The following is a 21,622-nucleotide window of genomic DNA, read 5'->3' on the forward strand; positions in this document are numbered from 1 at the left end:
AGAGGGCGCCTTACAGACCGATCGCGGAGACCGGCGTGGAGTCCGTCGACGCCGACTTCTCGTCGAGGTCGCGGAGCTGGCCCTCGATGTAGCCGCGCAGCTGCGAACGGTAGTCGCGCTCGAAGTTGCGGAGCTCGGTGATGCGGGCCTCGAGCGTGTTGCGCTCGCGCTCGAGACGAGCGGTCTCTTCGCGCTGCTTCGCCTCAGCCTCGGTGCGGATGCGGTTGACCTCATTCTCGGCGTCGGCGATGAGCTGGTTGCGCTTCGCCTCACCCTCGGCGACGTGCTCGTCGTGCAGACGCTGCGCGAGCTCGATGATGCCGGCAGTGGCCGTGGCGGAGCCGGACGGAGCGGGCTCGGCGGCGACCGGAGCGGGCACCTCGGCGACGGGAGCGGGGGCGGGAGCCTCGGCGACAGGTGCGGCCTCTGCGGGCGCTGCGCCGGACTCGTAGGCCGCGAGCTTCGCCTTCAGCTCGGTGTTCTCCTCGATGGCCTTGCGCCACTCGATGACGATCTCGTCGAGGAAGTCGTCCACCTCGTCCGGGTCGAAGCCGTCCTTGAAGCGGACGTGCTGGAACTGCTTGGTGACGACGTCATCCGGGGTGAGTGCCATGGTGGCTCCTTCGATGATTTCGGTTGCCAGTTGTGAATGGCGCGGTCGTGATGTGGCGCGAACCCGGGGCGCGCACCTGGGAGCCAAGCATAGTCCTCGCTCCTGTCAGCCGCGACGCCGCAACACCAGGGCGCGACGAAAGTCGGGAATCTCTCAGATGAAGATCCGCACGATGTTCATGAGGATCAGCACGACGAGGATCGTCAGCGAGAAGCCGAAGTCCAAGGAGATCGAGCCGATGCGCAGCGGCGGGATGAACCGCCGGAAGAACCGGATCGGCGGGTCCGTGAGCGTGTAGGCGAACTCGGCGGCGACGAGGCCGGCGCCCTTGGGACGCCACTCCCTGTTGAACATCGGGATGTAGTCGAGGATCAGGCGCGCGAAGAGCACCAGAAGGTACAGCAGCAAAGCCAGGTGGACGATGCCGGCGACGACGGAGACCAGCTCCACGGGCTACGACTGATCGAAGCCCGCAGACTCGGCGTCTGCGTGCGCGATTCCCCCGTGACCGGAGATCGCGATGTTCTCCGGAGACAGCAGGAACACCTTCGAGGTGACCCGCTCGATACGGCCGTAGAGGCCGAGCGAGAGCCCGCTGGCGAAGTCGATGAGACGCCGCGCGTCGGCATCGCTCATCTGCGAGAGGTTGATGATGACCGGCACACCCTCGCGGAAGCTCTCAGCGATGAGCTGAGCGTCGCGGTACTGCTTCGGGTGCACGGTGAGGATCTCGTTCACTGCCCCTCCTGCGGGCTGACGCACGGCGACCGGGCGGCGCAGCGGCGTGATGGGAGCCGGGGTCGGCTCTTCGCTCGCGCGCTCGCGCTCCCGGTGGGAGCGGGCCGGTGCCTGCGTCTCTTCTTCGTAGACCTCTTCCTCGTCGGCGAGGCCGAGATACACCATGGTCTTCTTCAGCGGGTTACCCATTGTGTCCTCCGGTTCGAACGATTCGGGTTGGTCTTGTGACAGGTTAACCCCGGTCTGGCCGGGGTCCGGTGATTGCGGAGCCGATCCGCAGGTGTGTCGCGCCCGCCTGTATCGCCTCGACGAAGTCGCCGGTCATGCCGGCGGAGATCCAGGTGGCGGATGGGTCGAGTGCGCGGATGCCATCGGCGACGTCGCGCAGACGTGCGAAGGCGGATGCCGGTTCCTCGTCGAGCGGTGCGACCGCCATGACCCCGCGCAGACGCAGGGAGGGGAGGGTCATCACGTGTTCGGCAAGAGCGGCAGCGGCGTCGGGAGCGACGCCTCCGCGTCCGACGTCGTCGGTGAGGTTCACCTGCACCAGGACATCGAGCACACTGTCATCCTCGGCCGCTCGGTGCAGCGCATCCGCCAGCCGATCGCGATCGATGGAGTGCACGACCTGAGCACTGCGCCGGATCGCCGACGCCTTGTTGGTCTGCGCCTGCCCGATGAAGTGCCAGCGCAGGTCGTCCAGTTCGGACAGCTCCGCGCTCTTCGCGCTGAGCTCCTGCTGCCGGTTCTCCCCCACCTCGCGAACGCCGAGGCCGTGGAGTTCCCGAACGAGGGATGCCGGGTGGAACTTCGTGACGACGATGCGGGTGATCTCGTCCGCGTCCCTTCCGGCCAGGCGCGCGGCGTCGGCGATCTGCTCGTCGATCGCCGACAGCCGCGCTCCCAGGTCGGTCACTTCAGGAATTCGGGGATGTCGATGTCGTCGTCGACGATGGCGGGCTCGATGCTCGTCGTGGTGAAGCGCTGCACCGGCTCGGCGTCGACCTTCTCGGACGATGCGCTCTCGGGCTCCTCGGTGAGGGCGACCTCCGGCAGCGTCGTCGTCGCCGGGCGGGACACGACCATCGGGTCGAGGCGCAGCGACGGCTCTCCGCCGTCGAAGCCCGCCGCGATCACGGTCACGCGCACCTCGTCGCCGAGGGTGTCGTCGATGACCGTTCCGAAGATGATGTTCGCCTCGGGGTGAGCGGCTTCCTTGACGAGGTCGGCCGCGTCGTGGATCTCGAAGATGCCGAGGTTCGAACCGCCCTGGATCGAGAGGAGCACACCGTGCGCGCCCTCGATCGACGCTTCGAGCAGCGGCGACTCGACCGCGAGCTCGGCGGCCTTGATCGCACGATCGGCGCCGCGGGCGGAGCCGATGCCCATGAGCGCGGAGCCCGCGCCCTGCATGACCGACTTCACGTCGGCGAAGTCGAGGTTGATCAGACCGGGAGTCGTGATGAGGTCCGTGATGCCCTGCACACCGGCGAGGAGCACCTGGTCTGCCGTCGCGAAGGCCTCGATCATCGAGATGCCGCGGTCGCTGATCTCCAGCAGTCGGTCGTTCGGGACGACGATGAGGGTGTCGACCTCTTCCTTGAGCTTCGCGACGCCGGCCTCGGCCTGGCTCTGCCGACGACGCCCCTCGAAGGAGAACGGCTTGGTCACGACACCGATGGTCAGTGCGCCGATCGACTTGGCGATGCGCGCGACGACGGGTGCGCCGCCGGTGCCGGTTCCGCCGCCCTCGCCCGCGGTGACGAAGACCATGTCGGCGCCGGTGAGCGCCTGCTCGATCTCCTCCGCGTGGTCCTCCGCCGCACGTCGACCCACCTCGGGGTCGGCGCCGGCGCCGAGGCCGCGCGTGAGCTCGCGGCCCACGTCGAGCTTGACGTCGGCGTCGCTCATGAGCAGCGCCTGGGCGTCGGTGTTGACTGCGATGAACTCGACACCGCGCAGACCGAGATCGATCATGCGGTTCACGGCGTTGACGCCGCCACCGCCGACGCCGACGACCTTGATCACGGCGAGGTAGTTCTGGTTCTGGCTCATGGCCGGCCTCCGAAGTATTCGAGCCTGGATTTCTGACGAATACCGAGGGTTGAACCTTAAACCTCAACTAGAGGTGTAAAGTATTTCCCGGTATTGGTTTCTCTTGTTCGAAGGTAAGCGCCGCATACGCGCGCGCCCGCAGCGACACGGGCGTGTCGTCTGTTTGGCGTGCCGATTCGCCGATCACGCGACCGCGGCGCGGTCAGCCGATGACGGCGACGTGCGGCGAGGTGACGTCGATCGATGCGGCGCCGGGGTTCGCGGCCATCGCGGCTGCGAGTGCCAGGCCCTTCAGCGCCGACTCGTCGGAGCTCCCCCAGATGACCGTGAGCCCGCTGTTCAGCGTGAGGGTCACGTCGTCCGCCGTGCTCGCACGAACCCCCGTCAGCGCAGCCCGGACATCGGCGGGGAGGGACCGGATGACGAGCCCCGTGCTCTCGAACGCGCGGGAGTCGATGCCACCTTCGATATCGAGCAGCGGCTGCCCCGGGGGCTGATCCGTCGTCGTCGCGAGGGCGACCCCTGCCGCATCGACGAGGGTGTACCCGGCGTCGGAGCGGATGACGCCGATCGGCGTGCGCTCGACGATCCGGACCGTCAGATCGTTCGGCGGCTTCGCCTCGAGCGCATACGTCTCGATGAGGGGGAACGCGAGGAGAGCGGCCTTGACCTCGCTCGTGCTGACCAGCGCCAGCGGCGTGCCGATCTGGTCCGCGAGCGCGGCCTCGACGGCAGCCGGGTCCAGCGTCGTCGCGCCGACCACCGTGATGCGCTGCACCGCGAACAGGGGGCTGTACGCCGCGGCGACGCTGCCGCCGATGAGCAGCAGCACGGCGCCGATCACGCTGAGCCAGATGATCCTGCGGCGCCGGGAGCGCTGAGTGAAGCGGCGAATCTCGGCGCGGAGCGCCTTGCGACGAGCGCGAGCAGCGCGCCAGACGTCGCGCGCCGATGTCGGCTGCACCTCGGGCTCCTGCCCCGAGCTCGTCTCGTCGACGTCGTTCAGGTCTTCGGATGCGGCATCCGCCTCTGCACGCCCCCGGATGCGGGAGACCGGCCGCAGCGGTGTCTCCTTCTCGTCCGGGTTCTCCCGCGCGGCCGGGAGCGGAGCGGGGCGACGCATCGGCTCAGTCCTCTGACGACGCGCGCAGAGACTCGAGGACCTGCGGGATGATCTGGTACACGTTGCCGCATCCGAGAGTGACCACGAAGTCGCCGTCTCGTGCGACGCTCGCCGTGTAGTCGGCCGCCTGCTGCCAGTCGGCGACGTAGTGCACGTTGCCCTGATCCTGGAAGGCGTCGCTGACGAGCTCGCCCGTCACGCCGGGCACCGGGTCTTCGCGCGCCCCGTACACGTCGAGCATGACGGTGTGGTCGGCGTAGTGCTCGAGGACCTCGGCGAACTCGCGGAACATGTGCTGCGTGCGCGAGTACGTGTGCGGCTGCTGGATCGCGATGACACGTCCGCCGTCGGCGATGGAACGCATCGCCTCGAGCGCGGCGCGCACCTCGGTCGGGTGGTGCGAGTAGTCGTCGTAGACGGACACGCCCCGCTCGACGCCGTGCTTCTCGAGGCGGCGAACCGTGCCGGCGAAGCCCTCGACGGCACGGGCGGACTCCTCGAGGCCGTAGCCGAGTGCGCCCAGCACCGCGATGGCGCCCGCGGCGTTGATCGCATTGTGCAGCCCCGGGACCGCGAGCTGCAGCCGGACGCTGTCGTCACCGCGCGTGATCGTCGCGGCGACCGGCCCCGCGGCGACGACGTCGGAGACGCGCACGTCGGCGTCGTCGGCCTGCCCGAACGTGATGACGTTGCGGTGCGAGAGGCCCGCACCCACGCGCAGAGCGCCCGCGTCGTCGCTGGAGATCACGACGGCCTCGGACGCGGCATCGGCGAACCGCACGAAGGCGTCGTGGAAGGCCTCGTCGGAGCCGTAGTGGTCAAGGTGATCGGGGTCGACGTTCGTGATGAGAGCCACCGCGGTGTCGTACAGCAGGAAGGTGCCGTCGGACTCGTCGGCCTCGATGACGAAGAGGTCGTCCGCTCCGGTGGCGCTGGAGAGGCCGAGCTGCTCGATCACACCGCCGTTGACGAAGTTGGGGTCGGCGCCCAGGGCCTGCAGGGCCGTCACGATCATGCCGGTCGAGGTGGTCTTGCCGTGGGCCCCAGCGACCGAGACCAGTCGACGCTTGCCGATGAGCCAGTGCAGGGCCTGCGAACGGTGGATGACGTGCAGCCCGCGCTCCTTGGCGAGGAGGAACTCCGGGTTCTCCGGCCAGATCGCTCCGGTGTGCACCACGGTGTCGGCGTCGCCCAGGTGGGCGGCGTCGTGTCCGACGTGCACGGTGGCCCCTGCCGCGGCGAGGGCGCGCAGGTTGTCGCTGTCCGCACGGTCGGAACCGGAGACGCGGATGCCGGCATCGAGGAACATCCGGGCGAGGCCGCTCATACCGGAACCGCCGATGCCGATGAAGTGCGCGGAGGTGATGTTCTCGGGGATCGGGAGGGAGAGGTCGGGTCTGATCATGTCCGTCTCAGTTTAGTTCGAGGCGTCGAGCGCGCGGTCGACGAGGGCGATGACGTTGTCGGTGCCGCTGCGGGTTCCGACGCGCTCCGCGGCCGCGGCCATGCGCGCGATCCGCTCGGGGTCGCCGAGGAGCGGCACGACGATGCGGCGCACAGCGTCGGCGTCGAAGGTGGGGTCGTCCAGCAGCTCAGCGGCGCCTGCGGCCACAGCGGAGGCGGCGTTGAGGCGCTGTTCCCCGTTGCCCACCGAGTACGGCACGTAGAGTGCGGGGATGCCGAGGGCGCTCACCTCGCTCACGGTCGCGGCTCCGGAGCGGGAGACGATCAGATCGGCCAGGGCGAACGCGAGGTCCATTCGGTCGACGTAGCGCCGCAGCGCGTATCCGGGCACGCCGGGGTCCGCCAGGTCGCTGCGCTCCCCCGTGACGTGCAGCAGCTGCCACCCGGACGCGAGGATGTCGCCCCACGAGCCCGCCAGCGCCTCGTTGAGACGCTGCGCCCCGAGCGATCCGCCGAAGACGAGGAGCACGGGGCGGGATTCGTCGAGGCCGAAGTACTCGGCGGCCTCGGCGCGGCGGGCGGCGCGATCGAGCTCGATGACCTCGCGGCGCAGCGGCATGCCCACCACTTCGCTCCCCCGCAGCGGGGTGCCGTCGAAGGCGACTCCCGTCGCGGCGGCACGGCGTGCGCCGAGCACGTTCGCGAGTCCGGGCTTCGCGTTGGCCTCGTGCACGACGAACGGAACGCCTTCTCGGCGCGCCGCCACGTAGGCCGGAGCCGAGGCGTAGCCGCCGAAGCCGACCACGACGTCGACGCTGTGCGTCCGGATGTGCTCCCGCACCTGTGCGATCGCACGGCGGAAGCGTCCGGGGAACGCGAGAGCCTGCCCGTTCGGACGACGAGGGAACGGCACCTTGGCGACGATCAGCAGCTCGTAGCCGCGGGCGGGGACGAGACGGGCCTCGAGGCCTTCGGCCGTGCCCAGCACCAGGACGGATGCGTCGGCGTCCCGCTCGCGCAGCCCATCGGCGACGGCGAGCAGGGGATTGACATGGCCGGCGGTGCCCCCGCCGGCGAGAAGGTACGTGGTCACCGTGTGACTTTACCCCGCTCGGCTGCGGGGATCGTGCGCGCGAAGGCCAGCAGCACCCCGCACGCGATGAGCACGGCGAGCAGCGCCGTACCGCCCTGCGACATGAAGGGCAGCGGCACGCCCATGACCGGGAAGAGCCCGATCACGACGCCGATGTTGAAGATCGCCTGGCCGACGATCCACACCGTGATTCCGCCGGCGGCGACCCGGATGAACGGATCCTGCGTCTTGCGGATGATGTGGAACACGCCGACAGCGAAGGTGGCGAACAGGGCGAGCACCACAAGGCATCCGATGAGCCCGAGCTCCTCGCCGACGATCGCGAAGATGAAGTCGTTTCCGGCGGCCGGCAACCAGCCGTACTTCTCCTGGGAGTTGCCGAGTCCGACGCCGAAGATCCCCCCGGATGCCATTCCCCACATGCCGTGGATCGACTGGTAGCAGTCGCCGGTGTAGTTGTTCATGTCGGAGCAGACCGCGGTGATGCGGCGCATGCGGTCGGTGCTGGTCACTGCGAGGAGGACCACCGAGAGCACGCCGAGCAGCACCGGGATGATGAACAGCCGCAGCTTCACCCCGGAGAAGAACAGACAGCCGAGGAGGATGAGCACGAGCACCATCGCCGTGCCCAGGTCTTTGCCTGCGAGGACCGTGCCGATCGCCAGCGCCCCGACCGGAACGACCGGGATGAACACCTGATGCCAGGTGCCGAGCATGGTCCGCTTGCGCAGCAGCACGTAGGCGATCCAGAGAGCGAGAGCGAGCTTGAGGAACTCCGAGGGCTGGAGGGTGAAACCTCCGACGAGAATCCAGTTCCTGTTGCCGCCGTCGGCCTTGCCGAGTGGGGTGAAGACCAACAACTGAAGTGCGATGGCGCCGAACAGGGCGGGCCACGCCATCTTCTTGATGAAGTCGATCGGGAACCGTGAGATGACGAACATCAACGGGATGCCGAGCACCGCGAAGATGCCCTGTCGGAGCGCGCCGTCCATGGGGTTCTCGCCCTTGGATACGGCGACGGCGCTCGTCGCCGACAGCACCATCACCAGGCCGAAGATCGTGAGCAGCAGAGCCGTCGACGCGATCATCATGAACTCGGTCGACACCGGGGTGAACCGCCGACCGAGCGAGACCCTGGCGGCGAGACCGCGCGACTCGGAGCGCGCGGGATCAGAGCGAGGTGTGCGAGCCACCTGCGTCATCGGTGCTCCCCCGGTCGATCCATTCCCGCACCGCTTCGGCGAAGCGGTGGCCGCGATCCGCGTAGCTGGAGAACTGATCGAAGGATGCCGCGGCGGGGGCCAGCAGTACGGTGCCCTCGTCGACGATCCCCGCAGCGATCTCCACGACGCGGTTCATGACCTGTCCAGTCTCGCCAGCATCCACCTCGAACACCGGCACCGTCGGCGCGTGTCGCCGGAATGCCGCGACGACGGCCTCGCGCTCGACGCCGATCACCACGGCCGCACGGGCGGTGCCGCCCACGTCGGCGACCAGCTCAGCGATGTCGACGCCCTTGAGATCGCCGCCGACCACCCAGACCGCGCCGGGATAGGCGCGCAGGGACGACGCCGCGGCGTGCGGGTTCGTGGCCTTCGAGTCATCGACCCACGTGATGCCCGCGTGCCGCGCGATCACCTGGATGCGGTGGGCGTCCAGACGGAACCTCTGCAGCGCGGAGTGGATCGCCTCGGGCTCCACGCCGAGGGACCGAGCGAGCGCGCTCGCGGCGAGGATGTTCTGCACGATGTGCGGCGCGGCGAGGCCGACATCGTCGAGATCTCGCAGGGTCGTGAGCTCGAGGGCGCTGCGCGCGCGATCGTCGAGGAAGGCCCTGTCGACGAGCAGTCCCTCCACGACGCCGAGGTCGCTGGGGCCGGGGGTGCCGAGGTCGAAGCCGATCGCTCGCGCCCCCTCGATCACATCGGCGTCCTCGACCATCCGCCTCGTCGCCTCATCCGCCTTGTTGTAGACGCACGCGACCCTGGTGTTGCGGTACACGTACGACTTCGCCTCGCGATAGGCGTCGGCGCTGCCGTGCCAGACGAGGTGGTCGTCGGCGAGGTTCAGGCACACCGATGCGTACGGGTACAGCTGGCCCTCCGCGCTCGACTGGCCGATGTACCAGAGCTGGTGACTGGAGAGCTCCACGACGAGCACGTCGAACCCGGCGGGGTCGCGCACGGCGTCGAGCACGGGCACTCCGATGTTGCCGCACGGCGCGGCTCGCAGCCCGCCCTCGACGAGGAGGGAAGCCGTGAGCTGCGTCGTCGTGGTCTTGCCGTTCGTGCCCGTGATCAGGACCCACTCTGCCGGAGTGCCATCGACACGGGTCACCTTGTCGCGCACGCGCCAGGCGAGTTCGATGTCGCCCCAGATGGCGATCCCCGACTCCTGCGCCCAGCGGATCACCGGATGCGACGGAGAGAACCCCGGCGAGGCGATCACGACGTCGGCGTCGAAGCTCTCGAGCGCCTCGGGCACCTCGGAGAGGGAGCCCAGCTCGAGGCGCGCGCCGATCACCGGGAGCAGTCGCGCGTACTCCTCCTCGGCGGACTCGCTGAGGACGAGGACGTCGGCGCCCAGCTCGGCGAGGGTGTCGGCGACGGAGAAGCCGGTCATCGACAGTCCGAGCACGGCGACCCGCAGACCGGACCAGTCGGAGTGCCAGCTCGTCAGAGTCGAGAGGCGCTCAGCTGACACGCGTCAGCCACTCCACGTAGAACAGGCCCACCGCCGTCACCGCGAGGAGTCCGGCGATGATCCACATCCGCACGACGATCGTGACCTCGGACCAGCCGCGCATCTCGAGGTGGTGGTGGAAGGGACTCATGAGGAAGAGCCTCTTGCCGCGCGTGATCTTGAAGTAGGTGCGCTGCAGGATGACCGAGCCCGAGGACAGCACGAAGACGCCGGCGATCACGAACAGGAGCAGCTCGGTGCGGGTGAGGATCGCCATCGCAGTGATCACGCCGCCGATCGCCATCGAACCGACGTCACCCATGAACACCTTGGCCTTGGGGGCGTTCCACCACAGGAAGCCGATGAGGCCGGCGGCGAAGGCGGCGGCGACGATCGCGAGATCCAGCGGATCGCGCACCTCGTAGCAGCCTCCGAGGGCGGCCTTCTCGATCGACTCGCCGACGCAGGACTGCTGGAACTGTCGGAAGGAGATGAGGCCGTAGGCGCCGACGACGATGATGCCGGCGCCGGCCGCGAGGCCGTCGAGCCCGTCGGTGAGGTTCACGCTGTTCGACGTGGCGACGCCGATCACAGAGATCCAGACGAGGTAGAGCGCCCAGCCGATGACAGCGGCGAACGCGAAGAAGTTGAGCCACGGGATGTCGCGGAACAGCGAGACGGCCCCGGATGCCGGGGTCTGCCCTGCGTGGTTCGGGAAGTTGAGCGCGACGATGCCGAAGGGCACGATGACGAGCAGCTGTCCGATCACCTTGCGCCAGCCCGACAGGCCGAGGCTGCGCTGACTGCGGACCTTCATGTAGTCGTCGATGAACCCCACGACGCCGAAGCCGACCATGAGCCAGATCACCAGGATCGACGAGAGCGCGGGGACCCGCCCGCCGGCGAAGACACCGGCGAAGTAGCCGACCATGGTGCCGACGATGAAGATCACGCCGCCCATCGTCGGGGTGCCGCGCTTGGCCTCGTGGCTGGGGTTCTCGACCGCCTCGGGGGTGCGGATGACCTGCCCCCATCCCCACTTCCGGAACAGTCTCAGGAAGATGGGGGTCAGGAACAGGGTGAAGGCGAGCGAGATCGCCGCCGCGATGATGAGAGACCTCACGAGAACAATTCTCCCAGACGATCGCCGAGATGCCTGAGGCCTACGGAGTTTGATGACTTCACGAGGACCCTGTCCCCGTCGCGCAGCTCGGTGCGCAGATACTCGAATGCCGCATCCTGATCGGGCAGATGCACGGCCTCGCTGTCCCATGACCCCTCGCCGACGGCGGAGAGATACAGTCGACGCGCCTCGGGCCCGACCACGACGATGCGCTGGATGTTGAGTCGCACCGCGAGCAGGCCGATGCGGTCGTGCTCCTCGCCCGCGGTCTCGCCGAGCTCGCTCATCGCGCCGAGGACCGCGACCGTGCGCTCCCCCGGTCCGGTGATCTGCGCGAGGGTCCTCAGGGCGGCCGCCATCGAGTCGGGGCTCGCGTTGTAGGCGTCGTTGATGATGCGGATGCTGTCGTTGCCCATCGGCTGCATGCGCCAGCGCTCGGCGACGTCGAGCGTCTCCAGGCGGGCGATCGCATCGGCGGCCGGGATGCCGAGTGCTCCGGCTGCCGCGATCGCGGCGAGGGCGTTGCTGATGTGATGGGCTCCGAGCACGCGCAGGTGCAGCGGCATCCGCTTTCCGTCCGCCTCGATGATGCAGGAGGTTCCGGATGCCGACACGACGAGGTCGTGGGCCCGCACGTCTGCCGCAGCGGTCTGGCCGAAGCCGATGACGCTCATGCCGCGGGACTCGGCGAGCTCGCGCATCGCTGCGACGCGCGGGTCGTCGAGGTTGAGCACGGCGACCCCGTTCGGCGTCGCCGCGGCGACCAGCTCCGATTTGGCCTTGGCGGTCTCCTCGATGCCTCCGAAGCCGCCCGCATGCGCCATGCCGACCATGAGGACGACGGCGACGTCGGGCTCGACGAGTCCCGCGAGACGCGCGATGCTGCCGGGAGCGGCGGCCCCGAACTCGCTGACCAGGTACCGGGTGCTCTCCGTGACGCGCAGCATCGTCACCGGCGCTCCGACCTCGTTGTTGTACGAGTTGATCGGGGCGACCGTCTCGCCCTCGTCCGAGACGATGCGCGCGAGGAAGTTCTTCGTCGTGGTCTTGCCGTTGGATCCGGTGATGCCGACGATCTTGAGATCTCCCCGCGCGCGCACGCGCGAGACGACCTCACGGGCGAGATCGGCGAGGGCGGCGACGGCGTCGGCCACGACGATCTGCGAGACCGGCTCGTCCACGGGATGCTCGACGATGGCGAGGCGGGCGCCCGCGGTCACGGCGGCGCCGACGAAGCGGTGGCCGTCGGTCTCGGCGCCGGGCTTGGCGACGAAGATCGACCCCGCGGACATCGTGCGGGAGTCGGTGTCGACGACACCGTCCAGGACGGTCTCCGCCGTATCGGTTCCGATGAGGCGCAGCTCACCGCCGAGGATGGCGGCGATCTCAGCGAGCGACAGGGCGATCATGACATCTCCAGGCGCGGCATGGGGGTGCCGGCTATTCGAACTTGGGAAGAAGGGCGTCCATGGGGACGGTCGAGGGCATCACGCGGTAGGTCTTCATCACCTGCGTCATCGCCTTCTGGAAGGCGGATGCCGTCGCAGCGGACGATGTAACTCTAGTCGGCTGGTCGAGAGTGACGATCACGACGTACTGCGGATCGTCGACCGGCGCGAAGCCCACCATGCTGGTGTAGTAGACGCCCGACTTGTAGCCGCCGTTGCCGTCGGGGATCTGCGCGGTGCCGGTCTTGCTGGTCACCCGGTAGCCGGGAACCTTGATCCGCTCGGCGTTGCCGCCCTGCACCGCGACGTTCTCCAGCATGCGCGTGAGCTCCGCAGCCGTCTCCGGCTTGATGATCTGCTCCTTCTTCGGCGCGGCCGCCTCGTGCACGGTGCCGTCGGCGTCGGTGCACGACTCGATGAGCGAGAGGTCGATCTTCTCTCCGCCGTTCGCGATGGCCTGGTATGCGCCGGCCACCTGCGGGGCGGTGACGGTGAAGTGCTGGCCGAACGTCGTGGTGTACAGCGACTGGTTGTCCCATTCGCTGGTGGGGTGCAGCTCTCCGCTCGTCTCGCTCGGGAACCCGACCGTCTCGGTGCCGACGCCGAAGCGCTGGAGGTAGTCGTAGCGCACGTCGGGGCTGACCATGGTGCCGAACTTCGACAGCGCGACGTTCGAGGAGTCGATCAGGGCTCCGGCGAGCGTGTAGTTGTAGGTCGGGTGCACGAACGCGTCGTTGATCACGGCGCCGTTCTCGAACTTCTCCTTCGAGGAGGCGGTGACGGTGGGGCTGGTCGGCGTCACGCCGGCGTTCTCCATGATCGCTGCGGCCGTCACCGGCTTGAATGTCGATCCGGGCTCGAAGGCGTAGGTGAACAGCTTGCTGTACCAGGAACTCGGCGACGATCCGTCGAGGTTGTTGGGGTCGACCGTCGGCCACTCGGCGGCGGCGCGGATCTTGCCTGTCTTGACGTCGACGACCGTGACGGTGCCGCCCTGCGCTCCCTGAGCCTGGGCTTCCTCGGCGATCATCTGCTGCATGTACCAGTTCAGGTCGCTGTTGATCGTGAGCTGCACGGTGCCGCCGTTCACGGCGTCCACCGTGCGCTCACTGCCCGGGATCACGACGCCGTCCATACCCCTGCGGTAGCTCTGCGTGCCGTTGCTCGGCGCGAGGCACTGCCCCTCCATCTTCTCGATCCCGGCCTGGGCATCGCCCGACCCGTTGAGGAAGCCGATCACGTTGCCCGCGACAGCGCCGTTCGGGTACACCCGCTTCTCGCGCTCGGTAGCGTGGAGATAGGGGAGCTTGAGCGCCCGCAGCTGCGTGTACTGCTCGGCGTTCAGGCCGTTCTTGAGCTGGTACCACTGCGTGTCGGGGTTCTCCGCCTGAGCGGCGGCGACGCCTGCGCGCAGCTCGTCGGCGTTCAGGCCCATGATCTCGGCGATCTTCGTGGAGGCCTCGGCCCACGGGAGCTTCGGCGGGTTCTTCTCGTTGTCCTCCACCGTCTTCATCGCCTTCGGGTCCATGACGTAGTCGTAGACCGTGACGCTCTCGGCGAGCACCGTGCCGTCGGCGTCCACGATGTCCCCGCGCTGCCCGGGGATGGAGTCTCCCTCGCCGAGATACTTCAGCGACTGGTTGACGTGCTCGTCGGCGCTCACGACCTGGATGTCGACCAGGCGCACGATGAACACGCAGAGGATCGACAGGATGACGGCGAGTGCGACGACGGTGCGTCGCCGGGGACTCCGGGTGGCTCGTGTCGTCATGGACTCTCTCCGTCAGATGGTGGTCGTGGGTGTCAGTGGGTCGTGGGGCTGGGAAGGCCGTCGGTGATCGCCGGCGGCAGCTGCTCTGTGGGCGTCGTCGCGTCCTCGGTCACGGGGCCGTCGGTCGCGTCGTTCGTCGGCGCCTGCAACAGGGAGTTGCTCACCGCTCCCGCTCCGTTCGGATCGACCGTCGAGGCCCATCCCGCCCCGGTGCCCGCACCGATCACGGCGCCGTCGCTGAGCCGCAGGTACGAAGGAGCGCCCGCCACGACCATGCCGAGAGCGGAGGCGCCCGTCGCCAGCGCCTGCGGGGAGCTCACTCCGGTGAGCTCCTCCTGCAGCGCCTGCGTGCGCAGGTTCAGATCCCCCTGCTGCGACGACAGGGAGGCCAGCGTGAAGGAGTCCTGGGTGATCGCGAGCGAGAGCCCGATCTGCGCGGCGCCGATCGCCATAGCTCCCCCGAGCGCGACGAGCGCGTAGGCGAGTTTCGGCTTGCGTCGAGCCCGCGGCGCGGTGACCGGCTCGAGACGCGCACGGGGCGCCCGAGACGGCGCCTCGGGGGCGACCTTGGGCGTGCGGACGACGGCGTTCAGACTCATGCGCTCTCCCGCACCTTCTCGGCTGCGCGCAGCCGTACCGGGATCGCACGCGGATTGCGCGCGCGCTCCTCGTCGTCGGCGAGCTCTGCTCCCCGCGTGATGATGCGGAACTTCGGTGCGTGCTCGGGAAGCTCGACCGGCAGCCCCTTCGGAGCGGTGGATGCCGCGCCCGCCGCGAACGCCTGCTTGACCAGGCGGTCTTCGAGGGACTGATAGGACATGACCACGATCCGCCCGCCGACCGCGAGCGCGTCCATCGCGGAAGGGATGGCGTCGGCGAGCACGTTGAGCTCGGCGTTCACCTCGATCCGCAGCGCCTGGAACACCCGCTTTGCGGGGTGACCCGCGCGCTGAGCGGCCGCCGGTGTCGCGGCGATGAGGATCTCGACGAGCTCTCCCGATCGGGTGATCGGCTGCTTCTGCCGCGCATCGATGATGAAGCGCGCGTAGCGGCCGGCCAGTTTCTCCTCGCCGTATCGCTCGAAGATGCGACGGAGGTTGCCCTCGTTGTAGGTCGCGATGACCTCGGCGGCGGTGATGCCCTTCGTCTGATCCATGCGCATGTCCAGCGGCGCATCCTTCGAGTACGCGAAGCCGCGCTCGGCCTCGTCGAGTTGCAGGGAGGAGACGCCGAGGTCGAACAGGATGCCCGCGGCGCCCTGCGCGTGCAGGCCGATCTCGTCGTAGACCGTGTGCACGAGGGTGATGCGGTCTTTGAAGCGCGCGAGCCGCTCCCCCGCGATGCGGAGGGCGTCGGTGTCGCGGTCGAGACCCACGAGGCGGATGTTCGGGAACCGCTCGAGCAGAGCCTCGGAGTGCCCGCCCATCCCGAGGGTGGCGTCGACGAGCACCGCTCCGTCCGCCTGGAGGGCGGGAGCGAGCAGCTCGATGCAGCGCTCGAGCAGGACGGGGGTGTGTATGTCTCGGAGGTTCATGATCTTTCTCGGGGTGACCTTCGGCTCTGATCCCCCTCCGCTGCTCGACCCGGCACCGGGGAAGTGTGTCGGGGCGGGAGCGGCGGGGCATCACAGCCGTGGTCAGAAGAGTCCCGGAATCACCTCCTGCTCCAGCTCGGAGTAGGTCTCCTCGCCGGCGGCGAGGTAGGTGTTCCAGCTCTCGGCGTCCCAGATCTCGGCGTGTGCGCCGACACCGGTGACGATGAGCTCCTTCTGAAGCCCGGCGTACTGACGCAGGTGAGCGGGGATGGTGATGCGGTTCTGGCTGTCGGGCATCTCCGCACTCGCACCGGAGAGGAACAGGCGCATGAAGTCGCGCGCCTGCTTGTTGGCGAGCGGCGCCTGACGGATCCGCTCGTGCATGGACTCGAACTCGGCCGTGCTGAAGACGTAGAGGCAGCGCTCCTGACCACGGGTGACGACGATGCCGCCGCCCAGGTCCTCGCGGAACTTCGCGGGCAGGATGACCCGCCCTTTGTCGTCCAGCTTCGGTGAGTGCGTACCCAGCAGCATCGGCCATCACCCCCTCTCCGTCCGGCCAACTCGAGGTGCGCCCCACTTTACTCCACTTCCCTCCACTTTCCTACGACAATTCGGTGAAATACCAGCATCGTCCGATCAGAGCACCCCAAGTTTCCGCGGAAAGACGCGGTGGAGGAGAGTGGAGTGCCAGTGGAGGACGGGTGGAAGCCCGTGGAGGACGGCTCCAGCCCCCTCCAGCGCCACACCGAACACGAAAAAGGCCCGGATGCTGAGCATCCGGGCCTTGAGAAGTTTCTGCGGTCAGTGACCGTCTTGGCGGCGATCCCATCGATCGTTCATGCGATCCATGAAGGAGGCCGAGTTCTGCTGCTGCTTCTTCGCGCGCTCGCGGGGAACGGCGGAGACGGGGCGTCGAACCGGGGTGACGGCGAGCATCACACCGCCGAGCATCGCGGCGAAGGCGACGACGCCGACCACGATCCCCCAGACGTCACCGAGGATGACGCCGACGATCAGACCGCCCACGCCTGCCAGGAGCAGCAGGGCTCCGTAGACGAGATTGCGATAGCTCAGAGTGCGGTCGCCGGTAGGCGCGCTCACGACATCCGCGTCGTTGTGGAGGAGATGGCGTTCCATCTCATCGAGCAGACGCTGCTCCTGTTCGGAGAGTGGCATTTCGTCCCCCTCGGGTTTCTTCCGACCATTCTACGCGCGCCTCGGCGCCTCGGGGTAGCCGTTCGTGCCCGGATTCCCTTTACGTATGCTGGGAGTCGTGCCGTCACCCAATCCCGTCCCCGACGCCGTCGCCGAACGCCTCGATCTCTTCATCGAGAGGATGCGCGTCGAGTCCGTCGAATACGGCCCCGACGCGGCCGCGATGCTCCACGCGGCCGCGGACACCCTCGTCGGAGGCAAGAGGCTGCGCGCCCGGTTCTGCCATTCGGGCTGGAGCGCAGTAGCACGGTTCCGCGACCGCGACGCCGCCGAGACACCTTCTCTCTGGGACGTCTGCGCCGCACTGGAGATCTTCCAGTCGGCCGCGCTGGTCCACGACGACCTGATCGACAACTCCGACACGCGACGGGGCCGGCCGGCCGCGCATCGCGCCCTCGAGGGTGCTCACGAGAGCTCGGGCTGGACCGGAGACGCCGCCGCGTTCGGACGCTCGGCAGCCATCCTGCTCGGAGACCTCCTCGTCGCGTGGAGCGACGATCTGCTGGAGGACGCGCTGGAGACGCATCCGCACGCCGCTCGCGTGCGACGGGAGTACGCACGGATGCGCCGCGACGTCACGGTCGGCCAGTTCCTGGACATCGCGGAGGAGTCGGCATGGAGCGTGAACGCCGCCGACTCCCACGTCGAGCGCGCACTGCGCGTCGTCTCCCTGAAGTCGGCCCGCTACAGCATCGAGCAGCCGCTCGTGCTGGGCGCGTCCCTCGCGGGCGCCGACGAGGAGCAGCTGCGGGCGCTGCGCAGGTTCGGACATCCGGTGGGGATGGCGTTCCAGCTGCGGGACGACGTCCTCGGCGTCTTCGGCGACACGGCGGTCACCGGCAAGCCGGCCGGAGACGATCTCCGTGAGGGCAAGCGCACCGTCCTCGTCGCACTGACGAGGCAGACCCTCGACGCCTCCGCCAGGAATCTGTTCGACGAGATGCTCGGGGATCCGGATCTCGACGCGCAGCAGGTGTCCTTCCTGCAGGCGACGATCGACGGCTCCGGCGCCCTCGCCCGCGTCGAGGAGATGATCGATACCTATGCGAAGGATGCCGACCGTGCGCTCTCGGGCGCTCGGCTCGACAACGCCGCCGTCAGCGGCCTGCGCGACCTCGCCAGGGCGGCGACGACGCGATCCGCCTGATCAGGCGAGCGTGCGCGCGATGCGCCGCACCTCGCTCTTGTGCCCGGCGAGCAGCGCGGCGATCGGCGAGCGGCCGAGCGTCTCCTCTTCGCCGCGGAGCCAGTCGATGACCTCGTCGTCGCTGAATCCGGCGTCCTGCAGCGCGATGATGGTGCCGCGCAGCGACGGGAGCGGGTGGCCGTCCACGATGAACTCGGCGGGAACGGCGAAGACGCCGCTGCGCTTGGAGCCGATGAGGTAGTGCTCGTCGATCAGGCGGCGCACGCGGCCGAGCGGCACATCGAGCACCTCGACGAGATCGGGCATGGTCAGCCAGGCGGACTCGGTGGATGCAGCGACGTTCTCAGACACGTTGCCCACTATCTCACCTCTGCGCGCGCGGCGCATATCGTCACACCCGTCACATCCTTCACTTGAGTCACTATTGTTGACTTCTGTTTACTTACGTGTCAGCGTGGGCAGACGTCGAACAAGGGGGACCCGTGAGACCGAACTCCGCAGCGCGACGCATGCGCTACCTGCAGCTGGGGGTGCCCGCTGCCGTGCTCGGCACCCTCGCCGGAACGATCGCCGCGGCCCCGGCATCCGCCGACACGTCATCGGCGCAGATCGAGCGTCTCCATCTCTCCGGCCATCGGATCGTGCCCGCCACGGCTACGCCGACGAGCTACGTCGTGCAGCCTGGCGACACGGTGTCCGCCATCGCGCAGCAGCACGGTCTGCGCACCACCGATGTGCTCGCATGGAACGGCCTCACCTGGCGCTCGGTGATCTACCCCGGCCAGACGCTCACCCTCACGGGCGCCGCAGCGCCCGCCTCTCCCGCGCCGTCGGCTGCGGTCGGGCAGAGCCACCTGGTCGTCGCTGGGGACACCGTCTACGGCATCGCGCAGAAGTACGGCACCACGGTCGACGCCGTGCTCGCTGCCAACGGTCTCACCAGGGCATCCGTGATCTACCCGGGCCAGACCCTTGCGGTCACCGGACCCTCGGCCCCTGCGGCCGCTCCGGCGGTCGTCGTCGCACCGGCGCCGACGGGCGGGCAGACCTACACGGTGGTCGCGGGCGACACGCTCTCCGCGATCGCCCAGAACCACGGCACCTCGACCGCGAACCTGTACGCGTGGAACGGCCTGGGCCCGGGATCGATCATCTATCCGGGGCAGAGCATAACCGTCTCCGCTCCCCCTGCCGCAGCGGCATCCGGCACCGAGCAGCTCAGCGCGAGCCTCGACGCCGAGCAGACGGCGAACGCGGCGCTCATCGTCCGCATCGGCCGCCAGCTCGGGGTCTCCGATCGCGGCGTCGCGATCGCACTGGCCACCGCGATGGTCGAGTCGGGCATGCGCAACCTCTCCTACGGGGACCGCGACTCGCTCGGACTCTTCCAGCAGCGCCCGAGCACCGGGTGGGGCGCCGCGGAGCAGATCATGGATGCCGACCGCAGCACCCGCGTCTTCTACGGCGGGCAGAGCGACCCCAACGGGCAGAACTCCCGCGGTCTGCTCGACATCCCCGGATGGGACGGCATGGCGTTCACAGACGCCGCCCAGGCGGTGCAGATCTCCGCGTATCCCCTGCGTTACGGCCAGTGGGAGTCCCAGGCATACCAGTGGCTCGCCCACCTCGGGTGAACCTCCCGGCAAACCCGCAGCCCTCAGGGGCGAGCCGTTCCGCAGGCTTTCAGCCTGTCTTCCATAGAATCTTGACGTGACGACCAATCAGCAGGCCGACCCCCTCATCGGGCGGCTCGTCGACGGTCGGTACCGGGTCAGGGCCCGGATCGCGCGAGGCGGCATGGCGACGGTGTACGTCGCCACCGACCTCCGCCTCGAGCGGCGCATCGCCCTCAAGGTCATGCACGCGCACCTCAGCGACGACTCGGCCTTCCAGAGCCGGTTCATCCAGGAGGCCCGTTCGGCGGCGCGTCTGGCCGACCCGCACGTCGTCAACGTCTTCGACCAGGGCCAGGACGGCGAGCTCGCCTATCTGGTGATGGAGTACCTGCCGGGCATCACCCTGCGCGAGCTCCTCCGCGAGCAGAAGCGCCTCACGATCTCGCAGACGATCACGATCATGGATGCGGTGCTCTCCGGTCTCTCCGCCGCTCACCGCGCCGGCATCGTGCACCGCGACGTGAAGCCCGAGAACGTGCTGCTGGCCGAGGACGGCCGCATCAAGATCGGCGACTTCGGCCTCGCACGTGCCACCACGGCGAACACCGCGACCGGTCAGCAGCTGCTCGGCACGATCGCCTACCTCGCCCCCGAGCTCGTCACACGCGGCACCGCCGATGCCCGCAGCGACATCTACGCGCTCGGCATCATGCTCTACGAGATGCTGGTCGGCGAGCAGCCCTACAAGGGCGAGCAGCCCATGCAGATCGCCTTCCAGCACGCGACGGAATCGGTGCCGAGGCCGAGCGCGCGCAACCCCGGCGTGCCAGAGCAGCTCGACGAGCTCGTGCTCTGGGCCACCGAGAAGTCCCCAGACGACCGTCCGGACGACGCGGGCCAGATGCTGGAGCGCCTGCGCGAGATCGAGCGTTCTCTCGGCATCGCCCCCGCCGTCGCCTCCGCCACCGCGCCACAGCGCGCGCACGCCGACTCCGGCGATCTCACCAAGGTCATGCCGGGAACGCTGCCCATCGCCGACCCCACGGCTCCCGTGCCGCAGACGGTCGACAACGCGACGCTGCTGCGTCGCCGGTCGTCCAAGCGACGTGCCCGCGGCGCCTTCCTGCTCACGCTCGTGCTGCTGCTGGCCGCGGTCGCTGGCGGCGTCGGCTGGTGGTTCGGATCGGGCCCCGGTTCGCTCGTGGCCGTGCCCGGTGTGGCCGGGATGTCGTACCAGGACGCCGCGGATACGCTGACGGCCGAGGGATTCGTGCCGGTGCAGAAGGACGAGTTCTCCGTCGACATCCCCGCAGGAGAGGTCATCAAGACGGACCCCGGAGAGGGCCAGCGTCTCGACAGAGGCGTGACGGTCACGGTGATCGTCTCCACCGGACCCGCACCGCACGATCTCGCCCCCGTCGCCGGAGTGGACGTCGAGACCGTCCGCGGTCAGCTCGACGCGGCGAACCTCGACATCACCGACGACGAGAAGTACTTCGACGACCTCGACGACGGCATGGTCCTCAACGTGCGCATCACCCCTCGTGGCGGCGGCGACGCCTTCGGCTGCGACCAGGGCTGCACGGTGCACGAGAAGGACACGGCGACCATCCAGGTGTCGGTGGGCCCTGTCCCCGACGTCAGCGGCATGAACGTCAACCAGGCGACCAAGACGCTGACCGACAAGGGTCTCGTGGTCAACCCGGACAGCCAGACCGTGTTCAGCGAGGACGTCGCCAAGGACAAGGTGATCGGGTACGCCGACCGCGCCGAGGCGGGATCCTGGCGACCGGGCGACACCATCCAGCTCATCGTCTCGAAGGGGCCCGAGCTGTTCGACGTCCCCGATGTGAAGGGGATGACGCGGGACAAGGCGAAGGAGGCCCTCACCAACGCCGGGTTCAAGTGGAGCTACACCAGCGACACCATGATCCCGGATGGCGCGTGGGACCTGCTCGACAACAAGAACACCAAGGTCGTCTCCTACAGCCCGACCGAGCCGCAGCGCAAGAGCACCACCATCGTGCTCCAGATGGGACTCAGCGGCTAGCATCCGC

General features: G+C 68.7%; 21 protein-coding genes. 3 read left to right on the top strand and 18 right to left on the bottom strand.

The window, feature by feature from the left end; translation table 11 throughout:
• Positions 1-10: 10 nt before the first annotated feature.
• The 17 genes from ACFY5A_RS16715 to ACFY5A_RS16795 all read right to left on the bottom strand — a co-directional run bounded on the left by ACFY5A_RS16715 (position 11) and on the right by ACFY5A_RS16795 (position 16,763).
• Positions 11-613 (bottom strand): DivIVA domain-containing protein, encoded by a 603-nt coding sequence (locus tag ACFY5A_RS16715; protein WP_105676458.1) that lies wholly within the window; start codon positions 611-613, stop codon positions 11-13.
• Between the two features lie 153 nt (positions 614-766).
• A complete protein-coding gene (locus ACFY5A_RS16720) occupies positions 767-1,063 on the bottom strand; it encodes a YggT family protein (protein WP_341941887.1) in 297 nt (98 codons plus the stop codon).
• A 3-nt stretch (positions 1,064-1,066) separates the two neighbouring features.
• Positions 1,067-1,540 (bottom strand): cell division protein SepF, encoded by a 474-nt coding sequence (locus ACFY5A_RS16725; RefSeq protein ID WP_105676460.1) that lies wholly within the window; start codon positions 1,538-1,540, stop codon positions 1,067-1,069.
• A gap of 43 nt (positions 1,541-1,583) precedes the next feature.
• Complete coding sequence (locus tag ACFY5A_RS16730) at positions 1,584-2,267, bottom strand: YggS family pyridoxal phosphate-dependent enzyme (protein ID WP_341941886.1); 684 nt, start codon at positions 2,265-2,267, stop codon at positions 1,584-1,586.
• A complete protein-coding gene (ftsZ, locus tag ACFY5A_RS16735) occupies positions 2,264-3,406 on the bottom strand; it encodes a cell division protein FtsZ (RefSeq protein WP_105676463.1) in 1,143 nt (380 codons plus the stop codon). The genes ACFY5A_RS16730 and ftsZ overlap by 4 nt, the downstream gene beginning before the upstream one ends.
• A 202-nt stretch (positions 3,407-3,608) precedes the next feature.
• Positions 3,609-4,529, bottom strand: a complete 921-nt coding sequence (locus tag ACFY5A_RS16740) for an FtsQ-type POTRA domain-containing protein (protein WP_341941884.1) — start codon at positions 4,527-4,529, stop codon at positions 3,609-3,611.
• A 4-nt stretch (positions 4,530-4,533) separates the two neighbouring features.
• Positions 4,534-5,934 (bottom strand): UDP-N-acetylmuramate--L-alanine ligase, encoded by a 1,401-nt coding sequence (murC, locus tag ACFY5A_RS16745; protein WP_387235716.1) that lies wholly within the window; start codon positions 5,932-5,934, stop codon positions 4,534-4,536.
• 12 nt (positions 5,935-5,946) lie between these two features.
• A complete protein-coding gene (locus ACFY5A_RS16750; protein WP_387235719.1) occupies positions 5,947-7,026 on the bottom strand; it encodes a glycosyltransferase in 1,080 nt (359 codons plus the stop codon).
• Entirely contained in the window at positions 7,023-8,228 is a 1,206-nt protein-coding gene (gene ftsW / locus ACFY5A_RS16755; protein ID WP_105676468.1) for a putative lipid II flippase FtsW, read from the bottom strand. Before ftsW ends, ACFY5A_RS16750 begins: the two co-directional genes overlap by 4 nt.
• Entirely contained in the window at positions 8,197-9,729 is a 1,533-nt protein-coding gene (murD, locus tag ACFY5A_RS16760; RefSeq protein ID WP_341941881.1) for a UDP-N-acetylmuramoyl-L-alanine--D-glutamate ligase, read from the bottom strand. Before murD ends, ftsW begins: the two co-directional genes overlap by 32 nt.
• Positions 9,719-10,831: a phospho-N-acetylmuramoyl-pentapeptide-transferase gene (mraY, locus tag ACFY5A_RS16765; RefSeq protein WP_387235724.1), complete on the bottom strand. Its 1,113-nt coding sequence runs from the start codon at positions 10,829-10,831 to the stop codon at positions 9,719-9,721. Before mraY ends, murD begins: the two co-directional genes overlap by 11 nt.
• On the bottom strand, positions 10,828-12,240 hold the full coding sequence (gene murF / locus ACFY5A_RS16770) for a UDP-N-acetylmuramoyl-tripeptide--D-alanyl-D-alanine ligase (RefSeq protein ID WP_387235727.1): 1,413 nt from the start codon (positions 12,238-12,240) through the stop codon (positions 10,828-10,830). The genes mraY and murF overlap by 4 nt, the downstream gene beginning before the upstream one ends.
• 31 nt (positions 12,241-12,271) lie before the next feature.
• On the bottom strand, positions 12,272-14,050 hold the full coding sequence (locus ACFY5A_RS16775; RefSeq protein WP_387235730.1) for a peptidoglycan D,D-transpeptidase FtsI family protein: 1,779 nt from the start codon (positions 14,048-14,050) through the stop codon (positions 12,272-12,274).
• Positions 14,051-14,082: 32 nt separating this feature from the next.
• On the bottom strand, positions 14,083-14,649 hold the full coding sequence (locus ACFY5A_RS16780; protein WP_105676475.1) for a hypothetical protein: 567 nt from the start codon (positions 14,647-14,649) through the stop codon (positions 14,083-14,085).
• Positions 14,646-15,584: a 16S rRNA (cytosine(1402)-N(4))-methyltransferase RsmH gene (rsmH, locus tag ACFY5A_RS16785; RefSeq protein WP_341941878.1), complete on the bottom strand. Its 939-nt coding sequence runs from the start codon at positions 15,582-15,584 to the stop codon at positions 14,646-14,648. The genes ACFY5A_RS16780 and rsmH overlap by 4 nt, the downstream gene beginning before the upstream one ends.
• Positions 15,585-15,686: 102 nt before the next feature.
• Positions 15,687-16,118, bottom strand: a complete 432-nt coding sequence (gene mraZ / locus ACFY5A_RS16790; protein WP_105676477.1) for a division/cell wall cluster transcriptional repressor MraZ — start codon at positions 16,116-16,118, stop codon at positions 15,687-15,689.
• A gap of 270 nt (positions 16,119-16,388) precedes the next feature.
• On the bottom strand, positions 16,389-16,763 hold the full coding sequence (locus ACFY5A_RS16795; protein ID WP_105676479.1) for a DUF3040 domain-containing protein: 375 nt from the start codon (positions 16,761-16,763) through the stop codon (positions 16,389-16,391).
• 85 nt (positions 16,764-16,848) lie between these two features.
• Here ACFY5A_RS16795 and ACFY5A_RS16800 point away from each other — a divergent pair, with 85 nt between their 5' ends.
• On the top strand, positions 16,849-17,949 hold the full coding sequence (locus tag ACFY5A_RS16800; RefSeq protein WP_387235733.1) for a polyprenyl synthetase family protein: 1,101 nt from the start codon (positions 16,849-16,851) through the stop codon (positions 17,947-17,949).
• Here the strand turns inward: ACFY5A_RS16800 and ACFY5A_RS16805 are convergent, their stop codons facing one another.
• Entirely contained in the window at positions 17,950-18,309 is a 360-nt protein-coding gene (locus ACFY5A_RS16805; protein ID WP_387235736.1) for an Rv2175c family DNA-binding protein, read from the bottom strand. It abuts the gene before it with no gap.
• Between the two features lie 122 nt (positions 18,310-18,431).
• On the opposite strand from ACFY5A_RS16805, the gene ACFY5A_RS16810 reads away from it, so the two are divergent.
• Together ACFY5A_RS16810 and pknB are read left to right on the top strand one after the other, a co-directional pair.
• A complete protein-coding gene (locus ACFY5A_RS16810; protein ID WP_387235739.1) occupies positions 18,432-19,583 on the top strand; it encodes a LysM peptidoglycan-binding domain-containing protein in 1,152 nt (383 codons plus the stop codon).
• A gap of 76 nt (positions 19,584-19,659) precedes the next feature.
• Positions 19,660-21,615, top strand: a complete 1,956-nt coding sequence (gene pknB / locus ACFY5A_RS16815; protein WP_387235742.1) for a Stk1 family PASTA domain-containing Ser/Thr kinase — start codon at positions 19,660-19,662, stop codon at positions 21,613-21,615.
• The last annotated feature ends 7 nt before the right edge of the window (positions 21,616-21,622 follow it).

It is taken from the genome of Microbacterium sp. NPDC012755, from assembly GCF_042901325.1.
Taxonomy (GTDB): Bacteria; Actinomycetota; Actinomycetes; order Actinomycetales; family Microbacteriaceae; genus Microbacterium; species Microbacterium natoriense.